The organism is Roseateles chitinivorans (genome assembly GCF_050632235.1).
Taxonomy (GTDB): Bacteria; Pseudomonadota; Gammaproteobacteria; order Burkholderiales; family Burkholderiaceae_C; genus Roseateles; species Roseateles chitinivorans_A.
In genome coordinates, this window is sequence record NZ_CP192584.1 from 4,589,026 (window position 1) to 4,612,502 (window position 23,477).

19 protein-coding genes and 2 tRNA genes are annotated in these 23,477 nt (G+C 68.5%); 7 read left to right on the forward strand and 14 right to left on the reverse strand.

Features of this window, described 5'->3' with window-relative positions; genetic code table 11:
• Positions 1-191: 191 nt before the first annotated feature.
• On the forward strand, positions 192-3,770 hold the full coding sequence (locus tag ACQ859_RS20815) for an alpha-1,6-glucosidase domain-containing protein (RefSeq protein WP_431262567.1): 3,579 nt from the start codon (positions 192-194) through the stop codon (positions 3,768-3,770).
• An 11-nt stretch (positions 3,771-3,781) separates the two neighbouring features.
• Positions 3,782-4,363, forward strand: coding sequence for a PEP-CTERM sorting domain-containing protein (locus ACQ859_RS20820; RefSeq protein ID WP_431262568.1), 582 nt, complete (start codon positions 3,782-3,784; stop codon positions 4,361-4,363).
• Here ACQ859_RS20820 and ACQ859_RS20825 read toward each other — a convergent pair.
• Positions 4,353-6,800 carry a catalase gene (locus ACQ859_RS20825; protein WP_431262569.1) on the reverse strand — a complete coding sequence of 816 codons (2,448 nt, stop codon included), beginning with the start codon at positions 6,798-6,800 and terminating at the stop codon, positions 4,353-4,355. The two genes, ACQ859_RS20820 and ACQ859_RS20825, sit on opposite strands and share 11 nt — an antisense overlap.
• 224 nt (positions 6,801-7,024) lie before the next feature.
• Here ACQ859_RS20825 and ACQ859_RS20830 point away from each other — a divergent pair, with 224 nt between their 5' ends.
• Together ACQ859_RS20830 and ACQ859_RS20835 are read left to right on the forward strand one after the other, a co-directional pair.
• Positions 7,025-7,747, forward strand: a complete 723-nt coding sequence (locus tag ACQ859_RS20830; RefSeq protein ID WP_431262570.1) for a Crp/Fnr family transcriptional regulator — start codon at positions 7,025-7,027, stop codon at positions 7,745-7,747.
• Between the two features lie 87 nt (positions 7,748-7,834).
• A complete protein-coding gene (locus tag ACQ859_RS20835; protein ID WP_431262571.1) occupies positions 7,835-8,692 on the forward strand; it encodes a sensor histidine kinase in 858 nt (285 codons plus the stop codon).
• A gap of 94 nt (positions 8,693-8,786) precedes the next feature.
• On the opposite strand, the gene ACQ859_RS20840 is transcribed toward ACQ859_RS20835, so the two are convergent.
• From ACQ859_RS20840 to uvrC, 7 genes are all read right to left on the reverse strand, one after another.
• Positions 8,787-8,862, reverse strand: a tRNA-His gene (locus ACQ859_RS20840).
• A 116-nt stretch (positions 8,863-8,978) separates the two neighbouring features.
• On the reverse strand, positions 8,979-10,892 hold the full coding sequence (locus ACQ859_RS20845) for a peptidylprolyl isomerase (RefSeq protein WP_431262572.1): 1,914 nt from the start codon (positions 10,890-10,892) through the stop codon (positions 8,979-8,981).
• A gap of 129 nt (positions 10,893-11,021) precedes the next feature.
• Positions 11,022-11,097 (reverse strand) — tRNA-Val (locus tag ACQ859_RS20850).
• Between the two features lie 20 nt (positions 11,098-11,117).
• Positions 11,118-11,390 carry an HU family DNA-binding protein gene (locus tag ACQ859_RS20855; RefSeq protein WP_067270581.1) on the reverse strand — a complete coding sequence of 91 codons (273 nt, stop codon included), beginning with the start codon at positions 11,388-11,390 and terminating at the stop codon, positions 11,118-11,120.
• A gap of 260 nt (positions 11,391-11,650) precedes the next feature.
• A complete protein-coding gene (gene pgsA / locus ACQ859_RS20860) occupies positions 11,651-12,217 on the reverse strand; it encodes a CDP-diacylglycerol--glycerol-3-phosphate 3-phosphatidyltransferase (RefSeq protein ID WP_431256694.1) in 567 nt (188 codons plus the stop codon).
• A gap of 48 nt (positions 12,218-12,265) precedes the next feature.
• Positions 12,266-12,841: a hypothetical protein gene (locus ACQ859_RS20865; RefSeq protein WP_431262573.1), complete on the reverse strand. Its 576-nt coding sequence runs from the start codon at positions 12,839-12,841 to the stop codon at positions 12,266-12,268.
• 27 nt (positions 12,842-12,868) lie between these two features.
• Complete coding sequence (gene uvrC, locus ACQ859_RS20870) at positions 12,869-14,806, reverse strand: excinuclease ABC subunit UvrC (RefSeq protein ID WP_431266612.1); 1,938 nt, start codon at positions 14,804-14,806, stop codon at positions 12,869-12,871.
• 241 nt (positions 14,807-15,047) lie between these two features.
• Between uvrC and earP the strand changes: the two genes are divergently transcribed.
• Positions 15,048-16,121 (forward strand): elongation factor P maturation arginine rhamnosyltransferase EarP, encoded by a 1,074-nt coding sequence (earP, locus tag ACQ859_RS20875; RefSeq protein WP_431262574.1) that lies wholly within the window; start codon positions 15,048-15,050, stop codon positions 16,119-16,121.
• Positions 16,122-16,312: 191 nt separating this feature from the next.
• Complete coding sequence (gene efp, locus ACQ859_RS20880; RefSeq protein WP_088383725.1) at positions 16,313-16,867, forward strand: elongation factor P; 555 nt, start codon at positions 16,313-16,315, stop codon at positions 16,865-16,867.
• A 99-nt stretch (positions 16,868-16,966) separates the two neighbouring features.
• On the opposite strand, the gene ACQ859_RS20885 is transcribed toward efp, so the two are convergent.
• The 6 genes from ACQ859_RS20885 to ACQ859_RS20910 form a co-directional block, all read right to left on the reverse strand.
• Complete coding sequence (locus tag ACQ859_RS20885; RefSeq protein WP_431262575.1) at positions 16,967-17,296, reverse strand: hypothetical protein; 330 nt, start codon at positions 17,294-17,296, stop codon at positions 16,967-16,969.
• Positions 17,297-17,383: 87 nt separating this feature from the next.
• Positions 17,384-18,256 (reverse strand): 2OG-Fe(II) oxygenase, encoded by an 873-nt coding sequence (locus ACQ859_RS20890; RefSeq protein ID WP_431262576.1) that lies wholly within the window; start codon positions 18,254-18,256, stop codon positions 17,384-17,386.
• A 104-nt stretch (positions 18,257-18,360) separates the two neighbouring features.
• On the reverse strand, positions 18,361-19,146 hold the full coding sequence (yaaA, locus tag ACQ859_RS20895) for a peroxide stress protein YaaA (protein WP_431262577.1): 786 nt from the start codon (positions 19,144-19,146) through the stop codon (positions 18,361-18,363).
• A gap of 97 nt (positions 19,147-19,243) precedes the next feature.
• Positions 19,244-20,614 carry a TolC family outer membrane protein gene (locus tag ACQ859_RS20900; protein ID WP_431262578.1) on the reverse strand — a complete coding sequence of 457 codons (1,371 nt, stop codon included), beginning with the start codon at positions 20,612-20,614 and terminating at the stop codon, positions 19,244-19,246.
• Positions 20,615-20,850: 236 nt separating this feature from the next.
• A complete protein-coding gene (locus tag ACQ859_RS20905; RefSeq protein WP_431262579.1) occupies positions 20,851-21,504 on the reverse strand; it encodes a protein-L-isoaspartate O-methyltransferase family protein in 654 nt (217 codons plus the stop codon).
• Between the two features lie 82 nt (positions 21,505-21,586).
• On the reverse strand, positions 21,587-22,291 hold the full coding sequence (locus ACQ859_RS20910; RefSeq protein ID WP_431262580.1) for a TetR/AcrR family transcriptional regulator: 705 nt from the start codon (positions 22,289-22,291) through the stop codon (positions 21,587-21,589).
• A 343-nt stretch (positions 22,292-22,634) separates the two neighbouring features.
• Here ACQ859_RS20910 and ACQ859_RS20915 point away from each other — a divergent pair, with 343 nt between their 5' ends.
• A complete protein-coding gene (locus ACQ859_RS20915) occupies positions 22,635-23,462 on the forward strand; it encodes an undecaprenyl-diphosphate phosphatase (RefSeq protein WP_431262581.1) in 828 nt (275 codons plus the stop codon).
• Positions 23,463-23,477 lie beyond the last annotated feature (15 nt).

Consider the following 23,477-nt stretch of genomic DNA (forward strand, 5'->3'; position numbering starts at 1 on the left):
TCACCCGAATGCCACCTGAATCCCGCCCCTGCCTTGTCCCATGAAGCCCCGACATGTAGTTCGACTCCGGGATTTCACGGTCACATGATGTAGTTTTACTTCCTTAGCATCCGGCCACCTTTGAGGAGGGCACGGACATGCAGGCAGGGGCTGACGGGTGGTCGCGCACGGCGCGACGGGTGGCGGGCGCGTTGACGCTCGGCTTAGCGATGGGCCTGAGCGGGCTGCTCTCCGCGTGCGGCGGCGGCGGCGAGGCCGGACTCGCGCAGAAGGCCGGTACCAGCGGGGCGGCCGTCGACGAGAACGGCGTCGCGCTGATCGCCGAAGTACCGACGGGCGCGACACCGCCGTCCACCCGCGCGCGAGTCGCCGCGGTGGCAACACCTGACGCTCCGGCGACCTCGCTGCGCGTCCATTACCGCCGCGCCGACGGCAATCACGCGGGCTGGCAGATCCACACCTGGAACGCCGCGAAGAGCCCCAACTGGAACGAAGGCTGGAACGCTGCGGGCAGCGACGACTTCGGCGTCTACTACGACGTGCCGCTCGCCGCCACGAGCGGCACCGTGGGCTTCCTCTTCCACAACGGCGACAACAAGGACAACGGCGGCGCGGACCAGAGCCTCGTGCTGCAGGCCGGCGCGAACGAAGTCTGGCGCCTCCAAGGCGACGGCACCACCTACCCGGGCAACCCGCTGCAGCTGGCCACGCCCGACATCACGACGGTGCGCGTGCACTACAAGCGCTTCGACGGCGCCTACAGCGCCTGGGGTCTGCACCTGTGGAACGGCAGCGGCCTGAACGCCGCGGCGCTACCGGGCGGCGTCACGATCGACAACTGGAACCAGCCCGTCGCCTTCAGTGCGATGCCGGGATACGCGGCGGGAGCGGACGAGGTCGTCTTCGACATCCCCGTGCTCAATCCGCAAGGCGACGCCAGCCGCAAGGGGCTGGAGTTCATCGTCCACGGCATGCCGCCCAACGAGAACGACAAGGACGGCCGCGACAACAACGTCCGCGTCGAGTTCTCCGCGCTGACGATCCAGAACCAGGTCGGCCACGTCTGGCTGGTCGAGCGCGATGCGACGGTCTACACCGCGTCGCCAGACCTGCGCCAGGTGTCCAGCACCGACGCGCGCGCCGTGTGGCTCAACAAGACGCTGGTGAAGTGGCCGCGCATCAGCGCCACCGGCACCGTCCGCCTCTACCACTCGGCGACCGGCCAGATCAGCGTCGCCGCCAACGCGCCGGTCAGCGGCGCCGACGGCTTCGTCACGCTGGACCCGTTCACCGGCACCGTGCCGCCGGCCGATGCGCTGCGCTTCAAGTACGTCGGCAACGGCGCGGTCTTCAGCGTCCGCGCGGGCGATGTCGCGCGGCTGCCGTCGCTGCATCAGCGGCAACTCGTGCTCGTGCAGGAGGACGCTGACGGCCGCGTCCAGAACGCGACGACCGCGCAGATCGCCGGTGCGCTCGATGATCTCTACGCCGCCGCCAACGAGGTGCCGGACCTCGGCGCCGTCGTCGCCAACGGATCGACCTCCTTCAAGCTGTGGGCACCGACCGCGCAAGACGTGGCCCTCGTGCTCACGACGCCGATCGCCGGCTCGACGCTCACCCGCACGACCACCGAGCCGATGACGCGCGATGCCGCGACCGGCGTCTGGCGCCTCAGCAAGGCTGGCAGCCTGCAAGGTGCCACCTACCGCTACCAGGTCCAGGTCTTCGTGAAGGGCGTGGGCCTGGTGCGCAACCTCGTCGCCGATCCCTACTCGCTGGGCGTGACGCTCGGCGGCCAGCAGAGCGTGGTGATGGACCTGCAGTCCGCCGCGACCAAGCCCGCGGGCTGGGATGCCGGAGCGCCGCCCGCCACCGTGTCGGCGCCGTCGGACCTGAGCATCTACGAGCTGCACGTCCGCGACTTCTCGATCAACGACGCGACCGTGCCCGCCGCGCGACGCGGCAAGTACCTGGCCTTCGCCGAGTCCGGCTCCAACGGCATGCGCCACCTGGGCGCCCTCGCCGCCGCGGGTCTGACCGACGTCCATCTGCTGCCGGTGTTCGACTTCGCCACCGTCAACGAGAAGGGATGCGTGACGCCCTCGCCTTCCGGCGCGCCGGACGGCGAGTCGCAGCAGGCCGCCGTGGCCGCCACGGCCGGCATCGACTGCTTCAACTGGGGCTACGACCCGCAGCACTTCTCGACGCCGGAAGGCAGCTACTCGAGCAACGCGAACGACCCGCTCGCGCGCGTCGTCGAGTTCCGACGCATGGTGCAGGCGCTCAACGCCGCCGGCCTGCGCGTCGGCATGGACCTGGTCTACAACCACACCACCTCGTCGGGGCAGAACGCCACCTCGGTGCTCGACAAGGTCGTGCCCAACTACTACTTCCGCTACAACGCCGCCGGCGGCATCGAGCGCTCCACCTGCTGCGAGAACACCGCCTCAGAGAACCTCATGATGGCCAAGCTGATGATCGATTCGGCGGTCACGTGGACGCGGGACTACCGCATCAGCTCGCTGCGCTTCGACATCATGGGCCACCACCCGCGCGCGGTCATCGAGGCGCTGAAGGCGCGCGTCCAGCAGGCCGCCGGCCGCCAGGTGCAGATCGTCGGCGAGGGCTGGAACTTCGGCGAGGTCGCGAACGGCGCGCGCTTCGTGCAGGCAGAGATGCTGTCGCTGAACGGCTCGGGCATCGGCAGCTTCAATCCGCTGATCCGCGACGCGGTGCGTGGCGGTGGCTGCTGCGATTCGGGCGAAGCGCTGCTGGCCAGCCAGGGCTACGTGAACGGCTTCTTCTACGACAACAACGGCCACAACAGCGGCCAGTCGCGCGGCGAGCTGATGTGGCAGGCCGACCGCCTCCGCGCGTCGCTGGCGGGCTCGATCCGCAGCTTCCAGATGCAGACGAGCTGGGACGCCACGCTGCGCCTGGAGCAGATCGACGTCGGCGGCATTCCGGCCGGCTGGGTGCTGGAGCCGGGCGAGGTCGTCAATTACGTGGAGAACCACGACAACCTGACCCTGTTCGACAACAACGCCTTCCGCCTGCCCGTCGGCACCAGCCGCGAGGACCGCGCCCGCGTGCAGATCCTGGCCAGCGCGATCAACGCGTTCAGCCAGGGCGTGGCCTACTTCCACGCCGGCGCGGACACGCTGCGCAGCAAGTCGCTGGACCGCAACAGCTACGACAGCGGCGACTGGTTCAACCGCCTGGACTGGACCTACGCGGACAACAACTTCGGCGTCGGCCTGCCGCCCTCGCGCGACAACGCGGACAACTGGCCGTACGCGAAGCCGCTGCTGGCGAACACGCTGATCAAGCCCTCGGCCGCCGACATCGCGTGGACCCGCGACGCCTTCCGCGACCTGCTGCGCATTCGCAAGAGCTCGACACTGCTGCGCCTGCGCACGGCCGAGGACATCAAGGCGCGGCTGACGTTCCTGAACACGGGCTCCTCGCAGGAAGCGACGGTGCTGGTCGGCAGGCTCGATGGCGCCGGGTATCCAGGCGCCAACTTCGCCGAGCTGGTCTATCTGATCAACGTCGACAAGACCGCCAAAGACCTGACGCTGCCATCGCTGGCGGGGCATGCGCTGACGCTGCATCCAGTGCACACCGCGCCGGGCGCCGCCGACACGCGCGCCCGCCAGGCCGCCTTCGATCGCACCTCCGGCCGCTTCACCGTGCCGGCGCGCACGGCGGTCGTGTTCGTCGTCCCCGCCTCCGCTCCCGCCACCACAACCGCCTCTGCCTCCCATTGAAAGCCGACGTCATGAAGAGAATCCCTCACTTCGCCGCAGCGTCCGTCCTGGCTGCCTCCGCCCTGCTGGGTCTCGCGAGCGCGCCCGCGCTAGCCGCACCCATCGTCATCGACGTCGCCGGTGCGCAGAGCATCAACCTGCAAGGCGAAGCCGGCAATACCATGTGGTTCATCGATGTCGGCGCGAACGCCGTGCTGAATTCGCTGTCGTGGTCGCTCGACCTGGAGGCCTTCGCGCCGAGCGTGCTGTCGGAGATGCAGGTCAGCTTCGGCGGATCGAGCGGGCTCGACCTCGTCACCTTCGCGCCGGGCGGTGCCGACTTCGCCAGCGGCGTCGGCAGCTACAGCGGCTCGCTCGACCTCGGCGCGTTCGGCCTGAGCGTCGGCGCCGACGGCCTGCTGCGACTGGAGTTCAGCGAGGCGTTCAAGGACTTCGCGCCCGGCGTCGCCGAAGGGGAATGGCAGCGCGGGACCCTCACGTTCGACGTGACGGCCGCCTCGGCCGTGCCGGAGCCCGCGAGCGCGGCGCTGGCACTGCTCGGGCTTGGCCTTGTCCTGGCCGTGCGGGCGCGCCGGGCCCGGCCTACACCTTAGGCGGGTCGGTCTCGCGCTCGAAGTGCCGGTGAGTCGCCAGGGCCTCGATGAGCGACTTGGCGCCCTTCTCCGCAGAATCGCCGGTGAACAGGCCCGGCGTCATGACGTCGGGCTCCACCGCAGGTTCGAGACCCGCCGCGCGCAGCAGCGAGACGCCCGCGCCCAGCGCCAGGATGGGCTTGCAATGCCGGAACTGGTCGCGGACGAACTCATAGACGTGGGCGTCACGGCCGAGGGCGCGGATCGCTTCCTCGCCGTCCGGCACGACCAGCGCGTCGAACAGGAAGCCGGGTTCGTTCTCCAGCGACACGTCCGCCTCGATCATCACGCCGTCGGCCGACTTCACCGGTCCGATGCGCGGCGCCGCGAAGCGCGGCACGGCGCCTTGCGCGAGCAGTGCGGCATGGACGTCCTTGGCCCCCTGTCCGACCACGCCGTCGGCCACCAGGATCACCACCTTGCGGCCGGCGATCGAGCCGTCGCCTGGCCGCGCCAGCAGTGACAGCGACGGCGACTTGCGCACCTCCGGATCGGGCGCGTTCTCGATGGCCAAGGGCATCGGCGGCGGCAAGGGCATGTTCAGGCCGTCGGCGACCTTTGCCGCCAGTTCTTCCGACGCGTTCCGCAGCGAGGACAGCATGCGCTCGCGGATCGCGGGCACCGTCACCTTGCTGAGTTCGAAACGGAAGGCCGCGGCGATGTGGGCCTGCTCGGCCGGCGACTGGCTCTCGAAGAACAGACGCGCCTGGTTGTAGTGCTCGGCGAAGAGTTCGGGCTTGGCGCGCACCTTGGCCTGTTCGTCCGAGCCGCGCTGGCGCGCCGCGACGGAGGTGAAGCCCTGCGCCGCCCCCGCCTGGAACGGACAGCCGCCCCCCAGCGAGTTCGGCTCGTAGGACACGCGCCCGCGCGGGATCGCCTGCCGATGGGCGCCGTCGCGCTGGTTGTTGTGGACCTGCGCGATCGGCGCGTTGATCGGGATCTCGTGGAAGTTGGGACCCCCGAGGCGGGTGATCTGCGTGTCCACGTAGGAGTGGATGCGCCCGGCCAGCAGCGGGTCGTTGCTGAAGTCGATGCCCGGGATCACATGTGCGGTGCAATACGCGACCTGCTCCGTCTCGGCGAAGAAATTGTCCGGGTTGCGGTTGAGCACCATGCGGCCGATCGGGCGCACCGGCACCAGTTCTTCGGGAATGAGCTTGGTCGCATCGAGGATGTCGAAGCTGAACGCGTCCGCCTGTTCCTCGGTGAAGACCTGCACGCCGAGCTCGTACTCGGGGAAGGCACCCGATTCGATGCGCTCCCACAGGTCGCGCCGGTGGTAGTCCGGATCGGCGCCGGAGATCTTCACCGCCTCGTCCCAGACCAGCGAGTGCGTGCCGGCCTTGGGCGTCCAGTGGAACTTCACGAACACGCTCTCCCCCGCCTCGTTGACGAAGCGGTAGGTGTGCACACCAAAGCCCTGCATGGTCGCGTACGAGCGCGGGATCCCGCGATCGCTCATCACCCACATCAGCATGTGCGTGGACTCGGGCATCAGCGAGACGAAGTCCCAGAAGGTGTCGTGCGCGCTCGCGGCCTCGGGCATATGGTGATGCGGCTCGGGCTTCACCGCGTGGACCAGGTCGGGGAACTTCATCGCGTCCTGGATGAAGAACACCGGGATGTTGTTGCCGACCAGGTCCCAGTTGCCTTCGTCGGTGTAGAACTTGACGGCAAAGCCGCGCACGTCGCGCGCCGTGTCCTTGCTGCCACCGCCGCCCTGCACGGTGGAGAAGCGCACGAACACAGGCGTCTGCTTGCCCGCTTCCTTGAACGGCGCCGCCTTGGTGAGGTCGGTGATGGCGTCGTAGCACTCGAAGAAGCCGTGCGCGGCGGAACCGCGCGCATGCACGATGCGCTCGGGGATGCGCTCGTGGTCGAAGTGGGTGATCTTCTCGCGGAGGATGAAGTCCTCGAGCAGCACCGGGCCACGCGGGCCGGCCTTCAGCGAGTTCTGGTTGTCGGCGATGCGCACGCCCTGGTTGGTCGTCAGCGCCTGGCCCGAGGAATCGACGCGCACGCGGTCCAGCGGCGCGATCGTGGCGTTGCGCCCTTCCGGCGCCTGCGTGCCGACCTTGCCGTTGGTCTGCGCTTCGGAGAGCGTGCTGGCCGACGGCAGGCGCGATGGCGCCTCGACGGTCACGCCGGGCTGTGGATGCACGCCTTCATCGAAGCCGTGTTCGGCCGGCTTGTTGGCGTTGAAGGGGACCGCCGTCGCGAGTGCGTTCGTTTCGGCGGCCTGCTTGAGTGCGAGATCGCCGCCATCGCCGGACACTGCGCGAACGGGCGCGCTGTCGGTGTTGCGCGCTGCAGCCTTGGGGCCCGCATCGCCCGAGGTCTTGCTGGCGGCCGATCCCTTGCGGGATGGCGAGGCGGGCGGATTCGGAGACTTGGCCATGATCGTCCTCGTGGTTAGGCAGAAAGCTCGACGGGAAGGAGTGGCAGGAAGCGCTCCCGCCGCGCGACCACGCCACGACGGCTGTGTCCGCAGGACCCCGCATTGCCAGGGACCGCGTGGCCGGGTCCGTCCCACAAGCGGCTTGGCAAGGGGCTTCACCGGATAGCGGTCCGTTGGGCCATTCCTAAACTCGATCGACGGTCCAACGCCGCAAGGGAGCGCCCATGGTGACCATGGAGTCGGCGCGCGCGAACCAGCTCCTCGCCGCGTTGTCGCAGGACGAGCTCGCCCGGTGGCTCCCCCACCTGGAATCGATGGAGGCGCCGCTGGGCGAAGTGCTCTACGAGCCCGGCGGACCTCTGACCCACGTCTGCTTTCCCACGACCTGCATCGTGTCCCTGCTCTACGTGCTGGAGGACGGCGGGTCTGCAGAGATCTCCGTCGTGGGCTTCGAAGGCGTGCTGGGCGTGTCGTTGTTCATGGGCGGTCAGACGACGCCGAGCCGCGGCGTCGTGCAAAGCGCAGGCCGTCTGCTGCGTTTGCGATCCGACCTGATGCTGGCGGAATTCAACCGCGCAGGCCGGGTGATGCAGCTGCTGCGCTACACGCAGGCGCTGCTGACGCAGATGTCGCAGACGGCGGTGTGCAACCGCCATCACTCGCTGGATCAGCAGCTGTGCCGCTGGCTGCTGCTGAGCCTGGACCGTCACCGCGGCGACGACCTCGTCATGACCCAGGAGCTGATCGCCAACATGCTCGGCGTGCGCCGTGAAGGCGTGACCACGGCCGCCGGCCACCTGCAGGACGCGGGGCTCATCCGCTATCGGCGCGGTCACATCACGGTGCTGGACCGTCCCGGGCTGGAACGGCGCACCTGCGAGTGCTACGCCGTCGTCAGGAAAGAATACGACCGGCTGCTGTCGGCGCCGCCTGTCCCTGAAATCTGAGCGACGGCGGCCGTTGGTACGCCGTCGCACAGACGGTGCCAGGCCGGACGATCAGCGTGAGGCCCCTCCCCGCCTCCAGGATCCGCGATGCCACGCTTCCAGAAATTCACGGCGCCCGACGGACATGGCCAGGGCGGGGGAATGGCGCCCGGCGCGCCGCTCGATCAGGCCCTGAAATTCGGCGCCCGCGCGCTGCAGGCGTCCGAGCAGCGGCGCAGCGACGTCCTGGCCCTCGTCGCGCATGAGCTGCGGGATCCGCTCGCGGCGATCGGCTCCGCGTTGCGGGTACTCAACGTGAGGGCGAGTCCGAGCGACACGGCGGAGCGCGCCGTCATCGAACGCCAGCTCGACACCTGTCAGCGTCTGGTGGAGGACCTCCTGGATCACGCACTGGTCTCTCGCCACACCTTGACGGTCCAGCGGGTGCCGGTCCCCGCGCGGGAGTTCCTGTCGAACGCCTTGGAAGCCACGCGACCCGGACGCGACCTGAAGCGGCACCGGCTGATGGCCCTTCTGCCGGGGACGGCGATCCAGGTTCGCGGCGACGGCACGAGGCTGTCGCAAGTGGTCGGCAATCTGCTCGCGAACGCCACCCGGTACACCCCCGCGGAGGGCTGCATCGAACTGTGGACCGTCACCTCCGCCACGCACTGCGTGGTGCACGTGAAAGACAACGGTCAGGGGATCAGCGTGGAACAGATGGGGCGCATCTTCGAGCCGTACGTGCAGGGCCGACGTCCGCTCGACACGGGGTACCACGGCCTCGGACTGGGGCTCTCGCTGGCCCGGGCCATCGCGGAACTGCATGACGGCTCGATCACGGCCCACAGCGAAGGCCAGGATCGGGGAAGCGAGTTCTGCCTCACGCTGCCAGTCTGGCAAGCGCAGCAAGCGCCGCAAGCGCCGCAAGCGCCGCAAGCGCCGCAAGCGCCGCAAGCGATCTGAGGATCGACCCGGCAGGCTCTGCACAAGCGCCGATGCAAAACCCCCAATGCAAAACGCCCGCATGACTTGCGTCTTGCGGGCGTTTCTTATTTGGTGGGGTGGCTAATGGGACTCGAACCCACGACAACCAGAATCACAATCTGGGACTCTACCAACTGAGCTATAGCCACCACTGGAGAAGCCTTAGATTATGGCCACTTTTCTCCTCTGTGGGAAGCACTTTCTGCGATTCTTTTGCAAATAGCTGGAATCGCGCGAGTGCCGCCCATTCTCCTCAACGCCGCGATCAGTTCGCCGGCGCCGAGGCAGCCGTCGCCTTCAGCACCGCCGGCTTGATCGCCGCCTTGTACTCGGCCTTGAGCACGTTGTAGTAGCCGGCCATCTCGGCCGTGCTCCAGGCACGCGCGTATTGCTCCGCCGCACGCTTCGGATCGATCAGCGCCGGATCGCGCGGCAGGATCTTGTCGATCTTGACGACCAGGTAGTCGCCGTTGCCCGCGTCCACGCCGACATAGGCCGGCAGCTTCGAGGCATCCGCGCGCAGGACCTGGTCCAGCGCCTTCTGCGGCAGCGTGCCCGGCTTGGCGCGCGACACGGTCAGCGCCTCGCCCAGGCCCTTGGCGTCGCCGCCCTTCTGCAGTTCGGCCAGACGGGCTTCGCCCGCCTTCTTCGCGGCCTGCGCCGCGTGGTCCTGCACCCAGGCCATCGTCAGCAGCGGCTTGACCTCGGCCAGCGGCGGCACGCGCGCCGGCTTGTAGGCGATGACGCGCGCCGACACCATCTGATTGCCGCCCGCCTCGACCGCCGCCGTGTTGTGCTTGTCCTTCAGCGAGTCCGCCGCGAACACCGCTTCCAGCAGCTTCGGCGAGGCCAGCACGCCGGTCGCGTCCGCCGCGGCCTTGCGTTGCACGGTCGCCTTCTGGATCGTCAGCTTGAACTTGTCCGCCGCCGGCTTCAGCGAATCCGCATCGCTGTAGACCATGTCGCTGAAGCTGTCCGCCTGCTCGGTGTAACGCTTCTGCGCCAGCTGACGGCGCAGGTCGGCTTCGATGCCGGCCTTGACCGTCTCGAACGGACGCACCTGGCCGCCGCGCACGTCGGTCAGCATGATGATGTGATAACCGAAGTCGGACTGGACCACGTTGCTGATCTCGCCCTTCTTCAGCGCGTAGACCGCGTCCTCGAACGGCTTGACCATCGCGCCCTTGCCGAAGAAGTCCAGGTCGCCGCCGTTGGTGGCCGAACCGGGATCCTCGGAGTTCTTCTTCGCCAGTTCGGCGAAGCCGGCCGGGTTCTTGCGCGCCTCGGCCAGCAGCTCGTCGGCCTTGGCCTTCGCCTTGGCCTTGTCCGCCGCCGCCATGTCGCCGCCGGCCTTGATCAGGATGTGGCTGGCGCGACGCTCTTCATCGGAGGTGAAGCGCGCCTTGTTCTCGTCGTAGTACTTCTGCACGTCGTCGGCATTGACGGTCACGCCGGCCGCCAGGGCGCCGGCGTCCAGCACCACGTACTCGATGTCCGCGCTCTCCGGCAGTTGGAACTTCGCGGCGACCTTCGGGTCCTTGTAGTAGGCCTCGAGGTCGGCGTCCTTGGGCGTCAGCGTCGCGGCGAAGTCCTTCGCGGCGAAGGTCTGGAACTGCAGCTCACGCTGCTGCAGCAGCGCGTCGAAGGCCAGGTTGGCGCTCGACTGCGTGGGCAGCGCGCTCTGCGCGATCGGACCCAGCACGCCGTTGATCTGCAGGCTCTGGCGGACGCTCTGCAGCAGGCCGTCCACCGTCAGGCCCTGCTGCGCGGCGATGCGCTTGGCCGTCTCCACGTCGCGCAGCGGAGCGAGCTGCGGATCCGTGCGGATCAGCTCGAGCAGCTGGTCGTTGCTGATGGTGCGATGCTCGTCGGCCACCACGGCGGCGAGCACGCGCTCGCGCAGCAGGTTCTCGAGCACGTCCTTGCGCACTTCCGGCGAGTCGAAGACCTTGGGGTCCATCGTCGGCGCCTCGGCGCGCATGCGCTCGACCTGCTTCTTCTGGGCGTCGTCCCATTCAGCCTGCGTGATCTTGTGGCCGTCGACGGAGGCCACCGCCGTGTTGCCACCTTCCATGAAGCGGCTGTAGCCCTCCACGCCGACCAGCACGAAGGACGGCACGATCAGGATCAGCAGGATGAACTGGAACAGCCGCGTGTGCTTGCGTACGAAATCGAACATCAACAACCTCAGGTCTCTTTTAGGACGCGCTTCAAAGGCTCGTCATCAGATACGACAAAGGCGAACCGGGGTTCGCCTTTGGGCCGCGGCATTCTAGTCCACGGATGACGTGGACCTGCCTCGGTTTTCTGGTGGGCGCTGACGGGCTCGAACCGCCGACAATCTCCGTGTAAGGGAGGTGCTCTACCAACTGAGCTAAGCGCCCGGAATTCTTCTGGTCCCGGTTCAGTTCACCGCGTCCTTGAGGGCCTTGCCCGGACGGAACTTCGGCACCTTCGCCGACTTGATCTTGATCGCCTCGTTCGTGCGCGGATTGCGCCCGGTGCGGGCCGCTCTCTTCGTGACGCTGAAGGTGCCGAAGCCCACCAGCGACACGGTGCCGTTCTTCTTGAGCGTGGTCTTCACACCGCCGATCACGGCTTCCAATGCGCGCCCCGCGGCCGCCTTGGAAATGTCCGCCTGCTTGGCGATGTGCTCGATCAATTCGGACTTGTTCACGAAGGTACCCCCTCATTGGTTTGCCAGGCCGCCCGAACGGCGCGGGAAGCGGATTCTAGACGCTTTGCCCGGCGGCTCAGACAAGGGGAAGTCCCGATACCAGGGGTGGTCCGACCGTCGCCCAGGGGACAGCGCCCCGCTTGAAACCCGCATCCGCACGCACACTTCACACGCTGTTTCAAGGTGGCCGGCGCCACGTCCGGTGAAAGCGCGGGTTGAAGGGCTGATTGAACGGCGGCGAAGGCCCGGCCGTGGCCGGCTCAACGCGCCTTGGCCCGGATCTCGGGCAGCGCCTTCTGCAGGTAGTAGACCATCGACCAGATGGTGAGCACGGCGGCCAGGTAGATCAGCCAGGTGCCCCAGATGCGCGTGTTGATGAGGTCGAACACCTTGCCGTCGAACAGCAGGAAGGGGATCGCCACCATCTGGACCGTCGTCTTGAGCTTGCCCAGCACGTGCACCGCCACCGAGCGCGAGGCGCCGATCTGCGCCATCCACTCGCGCAGCGCGGAGATCGCGATCTCGCGCCCGACGATGACCAGCGCGACCAGCGCGTCGACGCGCTGCTGCTCCAGCAGCACCAGCAACGCCGCGCAGACCAGGAACTTGTCGGCCACCGGGTCCAGGAAGGCGCCGAAGGACGAGGTCTGGTTGAGCTTGCGCGCCAGGTAGCCGTCCGCCCAGTCGGTCAACGCGACCGTGATGAACAGGACGGTGGCCAGCAGGTTTTGATGGGCGGGCGACATCTGCAGGTGGAACACCCCGACGATCAGCGGGATGGCCACGATGCGGGCCCAGGTCAGCAGGGTTGGCAGCGTCCAGAACATGGGCGGCATTGTGCCCACGTTTCCAGGCGCGGAACCGTCGGCTTTCGCTTAATCGTCCAGGGTGCGCGGCTTGAAGCGCCGGTCGTCGTCGAACAGGAAGACCTCGACGAACTTCCAGGGCTTGGGCAGCCGGCTCACGTCGCCGAACGGCGCGGCGCGGCGCACCGCCGCGATGGCGACCTCGATCGTGTCCTCGGCCTGGGTCGGCTTGCGCAGCACGCGGATGTGCTTGATCGAGCCGTCCTGGTTGAGTTCGACCTCCAGCACGGGAATGGCCAACAGTTCTGGCGGCACCTCGCCCATGTAGGTGCCGTCCGGATTGGCGGCGACCATCCGCTGCGCGGCCTGGCGGCGCAGGTCGTCGTGCGAGCTGACCGCGTGCGGCGCCGGCAGCGGCAGGCCGCGGCGCACCGCCGGCGAGGTCGGCACCGGACCGCCCGGAGCGACGGGGGTGGCGACCGGCGCGCTGGGCGCGCGCGGGGCGTCCTGCACCGGAGGACGGTCCGGCTGGCGCTGCGTCGGCGAGCCGCAGGCCGCCAGCGACAGCGCGAGTGCCAGCTTGCCGCTCCAGCGCAACGCCAGGCCCCAGGAACGGCACCCGGAAGTTCGATCGATCGATGTCATGTCTGTTCCCAACAAGCCGCGCGCCGTTCAATGCAGCGCGCGATAGATTTCTTCGGCGAGCTCGCGCGAGATGCCCTTGACGCTGCAGAGCTCCTCGACGCTCGCGCCGGCCACGCCGCGCACGCCGCCGAAGCGCTGCAGCAGCTGCGCCCGCTTCTTCGGACCCACGCCGGGCACGTCCTCCAGGCGCGAACCGCCGGTGCGGATCGACGCGCGCTTGGCCCGCATGCCGGTGATGGCGAAGCGGTGGGCCTCGTCCCGGATCTGCGCGACCAGCATCAGCGCCGCCGAATCGCGGCCGAGGTAGACCTTCTCCCGGCCGTCGGCGAAGACGAGCTCCTCGAGGCCGACCTTGCGCCCTTCGCCCTTCTCGACGCCGACGATCAGGCCCAGGTCCACGCCGAGTTCCTCGAAGACCTCGCGCGCCATCGACACCTGGCCCTTGCCGCCGTCCACCAGCACCAGGTCCGGCATCCGTCCGGTGCCATTCTGGGCGGCCTCGGCCATCTTGCTGTAACGGCGTGTCAGGACCTGGCGCATGGCCGCGTAGTCGTCGCCGCCGGTGATGCCCTCGATGTTGAAGCGCCGGTACTGCGCGCTCTGCATCTGGTGGCCCTCGAAGACCACGCAAGACGCCTGCGTCGCCTCACCGGCCGTGTGGCTGATGTCGAAGCACTCGATGCGGAACTTGTCGAGCTCGGTGACGCTGAGGTCCAGCGCGTCGATCAGCGCGCGGGTGCGCGCCTGCTGCGAGCCCTCTTCCGACAGCAGCCGCGCCAGCGCGATCTCCGCGCCCTTGACGCACATCTCCTGCCAGATGCGGCGCTGGCCGCGCGGCTGCGCCTGCGTCGTGACGCGGTAGCCGGCCTGCGCGCTCAGCGCCTCGGCCAGCGCTGGGTCGACCGCCTCCGACAGCACCAGCAGCGACGGCACCGCCATCTCCAGGTAGTGCTGCGCGATGAAGGCTTCCAGCACCAGGCGCTCCGGACTCGGCGGCTCGACGCGGGCAGTGCCGCCCTCGCCGTCGACCGGCGTCAGCTCCTCGTCGTCCAGCAACTGGACGGCGGTCGCATCGTCGACGTGCTTGGGGAAGTAGGCCCGGTCGCCCAGATGCCGTCCGCCCCGCACCATCGCCAGGTTCACGCAGGCGCGTCCGCCCTGCAGCTTCACCGCCAGGATGTCGACGTCGCGGTCGCGCCCGGTCGCGCTGTTCTCGTCGACGGCCTGCTGCTGCAGCACCTTCGACAGCGCGGTGATCTGGTTGCGGATGCCCGCCGCCTGCTCGTACTCGAAGCGCTCGGCGTGGGTCATCATCTGCGCCTGCAGCGCGTCCATCACCTCCTGCGTCTCGCCGAGCAGGAAGCGCTCCGCGTTGCTGACGTTGCGGCGGTAGTCGTCGTTCTGCCCCTCGGGCACGCAGGGCGCGGTGCAGCGATGGATCTGGTGCAGCAGGCAGGGCCGGCTGCGGTTGTTGAAGACGGTGTCCTCGCAGGTCCGCAGCTGGAAGACCTTCTGGATCAGCTGGATCGATTCCTTCACCGCCCAGGCGCTCGGGAACGGGCCGAAGTAGCGATGCCGCCGGTCGACCGCGCCGCGGTAGTAGCTGATGCGCGGCCAGGCATGGCCGGACAGCCGCATGTAGGGGTAGCTCTTGTCGTCGCGGAACAGGATGTTGAACCGCGGATTGAGTGCCTTGATCAGGTTGTTCTCGAGCAGCAGCGCCTCGGCCTCGGTGCGCACCACCGTGGTCTCCAGCCGCGCGATGCGCGCGATCATCATGCCCATGCGCGTGCCGCCGTGGTCCTTCTGGAAATAGCTCGAGACGCGCCGCTTCAGGTTCTTCGCCTTGCCGACGTAGAGCACATGGTCCTGCGCATCGAAGTAGCGGTAGACGCCGGGCAGCGCCGGCAGCGCCAGCACTTCGGCCAGCAGGCGGTCGCGGCCCTCGCGCGCGGCGCGCTCCATGTCGGCGACACGGCGCGACTCGGCGGCCTCGATGGCGGCGGACTGGGTGTTCCACTGCTCGGCCGCGGAGGCGGCCGGCGCGGCGGGGGCAACAGGCGCCTCGGACGCGGCGGGGGCGAGGGACGGATCGGGGATCGGTTCCGGCACTTCGCTGGCGCCGGCGGGGGTCGTGCTCATGGGGCGCGATTGTGCCGCCGGATAATCCGGCCATGCCCGACTCCCCGCCGAACCCTCGTCCGACATGCAGACTCCTGACAGGCCGACGTGGGACATCTTCTGCCGCGTCATCGACAACTACGGGGACCTCGGCGTGTGCCTGCGCCTGGCGCGCGACCTCGCGCAGCGCGGCGTTCAGGCGCGGCTATGGAGCGACGATCTGTCGCCGCTGGCGTGGATGCAGCCCGGTCCCGTCGATGGTCTGGCGTGCCGCCCCTGGGATGACAGCGTGCGGGCGGAACCGGGCGATGTCGTCGTCGAGACCTTCGGCTGCGACCTGCCGGAGGCCTTCGTCGCGGCGATGGCCGCACGCGCGGTGAAGCCCGCGTGGATCAACCTCGAATACCTCAGCGCGGAAAGCTACGTCGAGCGCAGCCACGGGTTGCGCTCGCCCCAGTTTTCCGGCCCCGGGGCGGGACTGGAGAAACGCTTCTTCTATCCCGGCTTCAATGAGCGCACCGGCGGCTTGCTGCGCGAGCCTGGCCTGGTCGACGCCGCCGACGCCCACGATGGCGGCGCATGGCTGGCCGCACGCGGCTGGGCGCCGGCACCCGGCGAACGCGTGCTCAGCCTGTTCGCCTACCCGCACGCACCCCTGGCGGAGTTCCTGGAAGCGCTCGGCCCAGGCTGGCTGATCCTGCTGTGCCCGGGCGCGCCGCAGGCGGAACTGCCGCCGCTGCTGCGGGCCGGCCAACGCGCGATCGCCCTGCCCCATCTCAGCCAGGACGATTACGACCGCCTGCTGTGGTCCTGCGACCTGAACCTCGTGCGTGGCGAGGATTCGTTCGTCCGCGCGCAGTGGGCCGGCCGGCCGATGCTCTGGCAGATCTACTTCCAGGACGACGGCGCGCACGGGCCGAAGCTGGAGGCCTTCCTCGCCCAATCGATGGCGGATGCGCCCGCGCCGCTGCGCGCACGCTGGGGCGCGCTCTCCCGCGCCTGGAACGGTCTGGCGCCATGGACGCCGGACGCCGCCGGCGCGCTGCGCGACCTGCCCGCCGCCGCCGCGCACGCCCGCGCCTGGCGCGCCGGATTGGCCGCCCAGACGGATCTCACCGCCCGCCTCCAGGCCGCTGCCGGGCGGCCGGGTGGCGCGTGAGGGGCCTTTCGAGCTAGAATGCGCGGCTTTTCCGCGTTCTGACTGCGCGGCTCCCCAGTACGTCTTCAGGCACGCCGACAGGCAGGCCTTCAGGCGGCGGGATGCCGATACAGGACGCTCACACCGCCGGAACAGTTCGGATCTCCAAGCATCCAGATGACTGTGCCCGGACCCAATCTCCCGGAATCATCATGAAGATCGCTCAAGAAATTCGCGCCGGCAACGTGATCATGCACGGCAAGGACCCCATGGTCGTGCTGAAGACCGAATACAGCCGCGGTGGCCGCAATGCCGCCACCGTGCGCATGAAGCTGAAGAGCCTGCTGAACAACTCGGGCACCGAAGTCGTCTTCAAGGCCGACGACAAGATGGACCAGATCATCCTGGAGAAGAAGGAGTGCACCTACACGTACTTCGCCGATCCGATGTATGTGTTCATGGACACCGAGTACAACCAGTTCGAGGTGGAAGCCGAGAACATGGGCGACGCCATCAACTACCTGCAGGACAGCATGGAAGTGGAAGTGGTGTTCTACGACGGCAAGGCCATCTCCGTGGAACTGCCGACCAGCGTCGTGCGTGAAGTGACCTGGACCGAGCCGGCCGTCAAGGGCGACACCTCGGGCAAGGTCCTGAAGCCCGCCAAGATCGCCACCGGTTTCGAGATCCCCGTGCCCATCTTCGTGGCGCAAGGCGACAACATCGAAATCGACACGCGTACCCACGAGTACCGCAAGCGCGTCTAAGGCGATCCAAGACGCCTGCGAGTGGCACGGGCCTTCGGGCGCCGTGCACCAACGAAAAAGCAGCCCGCGGGCTGCTTTTTGCTTTCAGGGCTTCCGGTCTCAAGCCGCGGTGTGGCGCTGCTTGCTCTTCTTCGGCTTGGCGTTGGCCACCTTCTTCGATCCGGACTTGCCCGAGGCGGCGTGCTGCGCGGGCTTCTTCTTCGCGCCGGACTTCTTGGCCGCGGCATGCTTGCCGCCCTGCTTCGCCGTCTTGCCGGCAGCCTTCTGCTTGCCGCCGGACTTGGCGGGCTTCGCGACCGGGCTGGCCGGCGCCGCCATGTCGGCGTGCGCGGCCGGGATCGGCGCCGTGGCGGGCGGCTGCGGCTGGGTCTGCGCCTGTGCGAGCGTGGTCAGCAGTGCGGTACCCAGGGCGGCGATCAACGACTTCATGTGGTTTTCCTTCTTCGGGACGCGCCGACCCGGGCCGGCGCTCGTGATGATGAACGGGAGTCTAGCGGGCGGCCGGTCAAGACCGCGTCAAACGAACTCGCCCTGACGTAACCATTTCGTGGCCACCCATTTCTCGCCTTCGACGACCGGCGCGCCGCCGTGCAGCGTCAGCGTCGCGGGATCCGGACGGTCGTAGCTGAAGAAGACCGCGTTGCCCTTCTGGGCCATCACGTCGAGCTTGATGTCCGGGAAGACCGTCGCGCCGCCACGGGGCGGCGTGTTCAGGTACATCACGATGGTGGCGACCCGCTGGCCGCCCCGCTCCAGGATCGCCTTGCTGCTGGCGTGGCGCGGATCGAAATAGTCGTAGTGCGGCTGGTATTCGGCGCCGGCGCGGTAGCGCAGCACCTGCAGGCCCTCGCCGTTGCGCAACGGCCAGTTCAGCAGCGTGGCGATGCGGCGCTCGATGCGGGCGACGACCTCGTTCTCGCCACGCTCGAAGAACATGCCCTCGCTGGTGCGGGCGGCATTGATCTCGCTGCCCTCGCGCTGCGAGGCGACGGTCTCCGATCTCGCCAGGCGCTGCCCCGCGTTCGACACGATCGCGTCGCACTCCTGCTCGGACAGCAGGTTGCCGAACACGATCACCCGCGGCCGCTGCAGCGCCATCAGGATCTCGACCCGATGGCCGTCGGGCAGCAGGACGCTGCGCTGCTCGTTGAGGTCAGGCTCCGGCAGGGAGCCCGGCTCGACCGCGCGCTCCTGGATCTGGGGCAAGGTCAGCGGCGCCTCGAACGGCGCTTCGGCCCCCTGATGCTCGGCCAGGGCCTGCTGCGCCATCTCGGGCTGCCAGCCGCTGGTGAGCATGGCCTGGTACAGCGCGTCGCGCGTAATGCCATTGCGCAGTTGCGTGGCGACCCAGTCGCGCAGCTCCGGCGTGAGGTATTGCGAGTTACTCATATCCGCAACGGTATCAAACTGAGGAGGTTCTGCCTGTATCCCGGTGTGCCGGAAACCGGTCGCCGCTTACGCTTGGCTGCGCATTCGTCGCCGACCTCCGGACCTCACTCCGCGATACGGCGTCGGAAGACCAGCCGCTCCGGCTCGCTCGCCTCGGGCGCGTAGGCGTAGCCGTCGACGGCGAAGTCCTGCAATCCCGCCGGCGTGCCGATGCGATGCTGGATCGCATGCCGCGCCATCAGGCCGCGGGCGCGCTTGGCGAAGAAGCTGATGATCTTGTAGCGGCCATTCTTCCAGTCCTCGAACTGGCACTCGATGACGCGCGGCTTCAGCACCTTGCGGGCGGCCGCCTTGAAGTACTCCTGCGACGCCAGGTTCACGATCACCGGCGACTGCAGTTGCGCGCTCTGCGCGTTCAGATGCTCGGCGATCGTGTCGCCCCAGTAGGCGTAGAGGTTGCCGCCCTTGTCGTTCCTCAGCGCCGTGCCCATCTCCAGCCGGTAGGGCTGGAGCCGGTCCAGCGGGCGCAGCACGCCGTACAGGCCCGACAGGATCGCCAGGTGGCGCTGCGCCCACTGCAGGTCGTCCAGCGACAGCGTCGAAGCCTGCAGGCCGTCGTACACGTCGCCGTTGAAGGCGAGCACCGCGGGCTTGCTGTTCTTGTCGGTGAAGCGCGAGGACCACGCGTGATAGCGGGCGACGTTCAAGGTCGCCAGCGCTTCGGAGATGTCCATCAGGCCGCCGATGTCGGCGGGCGACCGGGTCTTGAGGATCTCGATCAGTTCGGCCGATTGCGGCACGAACTGGGGACGGCTCGCGAGCGCGGCGACGGCGTCCGGCGTGGGGGTGTCGTAGTCCAGGGACTTCGCGGGGGAGATCACGAAAAGCATGGGGCGGATTGTCGCGCGTCGGACGCGCAAGACCTGTCACCAGTGACCCGGATGGACGAAAGCCGCCCGGAGGCGGCTCTTGTCCGAGGCGGCCCGCTTACTTCGCGAGCAGCGTGTTGATCGCCGTCACATCCTCGGGGCGGAGCTGCCCGGAGGCCTGACGCAGCTTGAGGCTGTTGACCAGCACGTCGTAGCGGGCCTTGGCCAGGTCGCGCTGCGTCGTGTAGAGCTGCGTCTGCGCGTTGAGCACGTCCAGGTTGACGCGCACGCCGACCTTGTAGCCGAGCTGCGTCGCTTCCAGCGCCAGCTTCGAGGACGACTCGGCCGCTTCGTACGCCTTCACCTGCGCCTGCAGCGACTGCACGCCGAAGAAGGCGCGCTTGGTGCTCTCCTCGACACTGCGGCGGGCGAAGTTGAGGTCGTTGCGGGACTTCTCCTCCAGCGACATCGTCTCCTTGATGCGGTTGGTGATCTGTCCGCCGGTGTAGACCGGCAGGTTCACCGAGACGCCCAGCGAGCCCTGCTTCGTGTTGCCGGTGTAGCTGACGCCCTCGCCGGTCTGGCGCTGCACGCCCAGCGAGGCGTTCAGGTCGACGGTGGGCCAGCGGGCGCCCTGCGCGCGATCGATCTCGATCTTGGCGATGTCCAGGCCCAGCTGCGCCTTGCGGATGGCGGGATGGCCGTCCTCGGCCTGGGTGACCCAGGGTTCCACCGTGGACGGCGCCACCGGCGGCAGCGCCACCGGCACCGCCAGCGGACGCGGCTCGACGCCGACACGGCCCACCAGCTGGTCCAGCGTCACGCGCTTGACGCGCAGGTCGTTGTCGGCCGCCAGTTCCTGCGCGGTCGCCAGGTCATACCGCGCCTGCGCTTCACGGGTATCGGTGATGGTGGCGGTGCCGACCTCGAAGTTGCGCTTGGCCGAGGCCAGCTGCTCCGCGATCGCGGCCTTGTTGGCGCTGGAGGTCGACAGCGTGTCCTTGGCGCCCAGCACATCGAAGTAGGCCTGCGCCACGCGGACGATCAGGTCCTGCTCCGCCGACGCCAGGTCGGACTGGGCGACATCGACGCCCAGGCGGGCCTGCTCGATGCTGCCGGCATTCGGCCGGTTGAAGACCGCGTACTTCGCGCTCAGTCCGGCGTTGCTGACCGTGTTGCCCTGCCAGCCAGTATTCACCGAGCCGCCCTGGCCGTTGGGGATCGCCGGCAGGTCGACCTCGTTGCGTGTCGCGCCGACGCCCAGGCCCACGCTCGGACGCGCCAGCGCCTGCGCCTGTCCGTAGCGGTACTGCGCCGAATCCGCCACCGCGCGCGCGGCGAGGAAGGTCGCGTCGTAGGCACGGGCCGCGTCGTACAGCTCTTGCAGGCTCTGCGCCTGGGCCGCGCCCGCCGCGAAGGCGAGCGCCGCGGCCAGGAGCGTGACCCGCGGCAGGCGGGAGATCGGAGACGGACGGCGTTCAGCGGCCATGAGGCATCCTCGTGTCGATGTGATGTTCTTCGGATCGATCCAACTGCGGACCGGCCGCGGCCAGGCCGCGGACGGGATTCAGTACCTCGGCACCGGCGGGTCGATCGCCTCCGATCCGACCCGGGTGCCGCGGGCGAGGTTATAGATCACCTCCCCCACTTCCCTCGAAAGAAATGCGACGACTTGCAGTCTTCGCCCCCTTCGACGGCAAATACGCGCGACGGACGGCAGGCGCCTCAGAAGGTGAAGTGCGAGCCCGTGTCGAAGCCGTCCAGGCGTTGGACGACCGTCTCGAACAGGTTCTTCGTCGCGAACTCGCGCTCGCCGGTGCGGGTGATGATGCGCGCGGTCATCGCGGGCTCCTCGCCGACGATCACGCCCATGCGGCCGCCGACCTTGAGCTGGTCCAGCAGCGCCTGCGGCACCTGCGCGACCGAGCCCGACAGCAGGATCACGTCGAACGGGCCTTCGGCCGGCAGGCCCTTGGCGCCGTCGCCCTCGACCACGGTCACGTTCAGCACGCCGTTGCGGCGCAGCGCGTCGCGGGCGGCGACCACCAGCTGCGCGTCCTGCTCCACGCTGAAGACCTGCTGCGCCTTGTGGCCCAGCAGCGCGGCCATGTAGCCGGCGCCGGTGCCGATCTCCAGCACCTTCTCGTGGCGCTCGATCTGCAGCTCCTGCATCCAGCGGGCCTCGACCCGGGGCGGCAGCATCTTGCGGCCATGGGCCAGCGGCAGCTCGACGTCGGTGAAGGCCACGTTGCGGTAGGCGGCCGGCACGAAGTCCTCGCGCTTGACCACGGCCAGCAGGCCCAGCACCGAGGTGTCCAGCACATCCCACGGGCGGATCTGCTGTTCGATCATGTTGAAGCGGGCTTGTTCGAAATTCATGTTCTGGTCCTCTGGCGCCGCACGGCGCGCCAAACTCGGTCGGGAATGCGATCCGGAAGCGGTCGGGAATGCGGGCGGTATTCTAGGCGGCCGGCCGGGGGGCGGCCGGATCGGATGGGGGACGCGGGCGGTTGAGGAGTCCCTCGAACATCAGCTCGAGCTGCAGCTTGAGCACCACCTCGGGTTCGGGCTTGTGATCGTGCACCGCGCCCGCCTTGCCGATCGAGTGCTGATGCAGCACCAGATGCAGCACCGGACCGATCAGCACCATCACGCAGGCATCGGGGTCCACGTCACGGAACTCCCCGGAGGCGATGCCCCGGCGGACGACCTCGGCCAGCAGCGCGCAGCTGGGCTCGATGACCTCGTCGTTGTAGAACGCGGCCAGCTGCGGGAAGTTGCCGGCCTCGCTCATCATGATCTTGTGGATGCCGCCGGCCGGGGTGAGCCCCATGCGCTCCCACCAGCTCCACAGCATCCAGGTCAGCAGCTCGGCCATCGAGCCCTGGTGCTTGCCCAGCTCGGAGACGCCTTCGGCGATCTTGGTGCCGATGGACTCGCGCACCACCGCCTTGAAGAGTTCCTCCTTCGAGGGGTAGTAGAGGTACAGCGTCCCCTTGGACACCCCCGCCTTGGCGGCGACCTCCTCCGACCGGGTGGCAGCGAAGCCCTTCTCGACGAACAGCGACAGCGCCGCCTCCAGCAGTTCCTGCGGCCGCGCCTCTTTCCGCCGCTGTCGGGCGGACGATGGCGCCGGGGCGGCGGTCTTGGCGGAAGCGCGAGGCATGGTGACGGAACGGGACGTCTTGCTCCCTCTCCCGCTTGCGGGAGAGGGTTGGGGTGAGGGCGCGCACAGCGCGCGGGGTCGGCGAACGGCTCAGGCAGCCAGAAAATTAACTGACTAACCGGTCAGTAATGTAGCGGCGAGCTTTCAGACCGGTCAAGCGCCGCCCTTCCCGCGCAAGGCCTGGCACGGAGCCCTTTAAGAGGGACTGAAGGCCTTCACGCGCCTCTCACGCCGGGACCGCCCATCCGGGTGCTGCACTGCCGCAAACCCGGCCCGGGCCGCGGCTATGATCCCCGCCGACCCGCCTCCACCCCCGAGCGAGGCGGCATTCTGGAGTCGTAGTTTGGACACTGTGCTGCTGATCAAGGCCGCGATCATGGGGATCGTCGAAGGCCTGACCGAATTCCTGCCGATCTCCTCGACCGGCCACCTGATCCTGACGGGCGCGCTGCTCGGCGGTTTCGAGGATGCGCGGGGCAAGGTGTTCGACATCGCGATCCAGACCGGGGCGATCCTGGCGGTGATCATCGTCTACTGGCAGCGCCTGCGCGAGACCGCCGCCGGCCTGGGCAGCGACGTGCGCGCGCGCCGCTTCGTGCTGAACGTGGCGATCGGCTTCCTGCCGGCGGTCATCCTGGGCCTGCTGTTCGGCAAGGTGATCAAGGAACACCTGTTCACCCCCGTCGTGGTGGCGAGCACCTTCATCATCGGCGGCTTCATCATCCTGTGGGCGGAACGCCGCCAGCAGACCGCGGTGCGCATCCAGGACGTCGACCAGATGTCGCCGATGGACGCGCTGAAGGTCGGCTTCGTCCAGTGCCTGGCGATGGTGCCGGGCACCAGCCGCTCCGGCGCGACCATCATCGGCGGCATGCTGCTGGGCCTGTCGCGCAAGGCCGCCACCGATTTCAGCTTCTTCCTGGCCATCCCGACGCTGATCGGTGCCGGCCTGTACAGCCTGTACAAGGAGCGCTCGGTGCTGTCGACCGGCGACATCCCGCTGTTCGCGGTGGGCCTGTTCTTCTCCTTCGTCAGCGCCTGGATCTGCGTGCGTTGGCTGCTGAAGTACATCGCCAGCCACAGCTTCGTGCCGTTCGCCTGGTACCGCATCGCCTTCGGCATCGTGGTGCTGGTCACCGCCTACACCGGCGTCATCGTCTGGGCGGACTGACCCTTCGGGCCCTCC

Bases quoted from the DNA above. Each gene is read 5' to 3' on its own strand.
- ACQ859_RS20820 (WP_431262568.1), top strand. From the start codon at position 3,782: ATGAAGAGAATCCCTCACTTCGCCGCAGCGTCCGTCCTGGCTGCCTCC.
- ACQ859_RS20825 (WP_431262569.1), bottom strand. From the start codon at position 6,800: ATGGCCAAGTCTCCGAATCCGCCCGCCTCGCCATCCCGCAAGGGATCG.
- ACQ859_RS20830 (WP_431262570.1), top strand. From the start codon at position 7,025: ATGGTGACCATGGAGTCGGCGCGCGCGAACCAGCTCCTCGCCGCGTTG.
- ACQ859_RS20835 (WP_431262571.1), top strand. From the start codon at position 7,835: ATGCCACGCTTCCAGAAATTCACGGCGCCCGACGGACATGGCCAGGGC.
- ACQ859_RS20845 (WP_431262572.1), bottom strand. From the start codon at position 10,892: ATGTTCGATTTCGTACGCAAGCACACGCGGCTGTTCCAGTTCATCCTG.
- pgsA (WP_431256694.1), bottom strand. From the start codon at position 12,217: ATGTTCTGGACGCTGCCAACCCTGCTGACCTGGGCCCGCATCGTGGCC.
- ACQ859_RS20865 (WP_431262573.1), bottom strand. From the start codon at position 12,841: ATGACATCGATCGATCGAACTTCCGGGTGCCGTTCCTGGGGCCTGGCG.
- uvrC (WP_431266612.1), bottom strand. From the start codon at position 14,806: ATGGAGCGCGCCGCGCGCGAGGGCCGCGACCGCCTGCTGGCCGAAGTG.
- earP (WP_431262574.1), top strand. From the start codon at position 15,048: ATGCAGACTCCTGACAGGCCGACGTGGGACATCTTCTGCCGCGTCATC.
- efp (WP_088383725.1), top strand. From the start codon at position 16,313: ATGAAGATCGCTCAAGAAATTCGCGCCGGCAACGTGATCATGCACGGC.
- ACQ859_RS20885 (WP_431262575.1), bottom strand. From the start codon at position 17,296: ATGAAGTCGTTGATCGCCGCCCTGGGTACCGCACTGCTGACCACGCTC.
- ACQ859_RS20890 (WP_431262576.1), bottom strand. From the start codon at position 18,256: ATGAGTAACTCGCAATACCTCACGCCGGAGCTGCGCGACTGGGTCGCC.
- yaaA (WP_431262577.1), bottom strand. From the start codon at position 19,146: ATGCTTTTCGTGATCTCCCCCGCGAAGTCCCTGGACTACGACACCCCC.
- ACQ859_RS20900 (WP_431262578.1), bottom strand. From the start codon at position 20,614: ATGGCCGCTGAACGCCGTCCGTCTCCGATCTCCCGCCTGCCGCGGGTC.
- ACQ859_RS20905 (WP_431262579.1), bottom strand. From the start codon at position 21,504: ATGAATTTCGAACAAGCCCGCTTCAACATGATCGAACAGCAGATCCGC.
- ACQ859_RS20910 (WP_431262580.1), bottom strand. From the start codon at position 22,291: ATGCCTCGCGCTTCCGCCAAGACCGCCGCCCCGGCGCCATCGTCCGCC.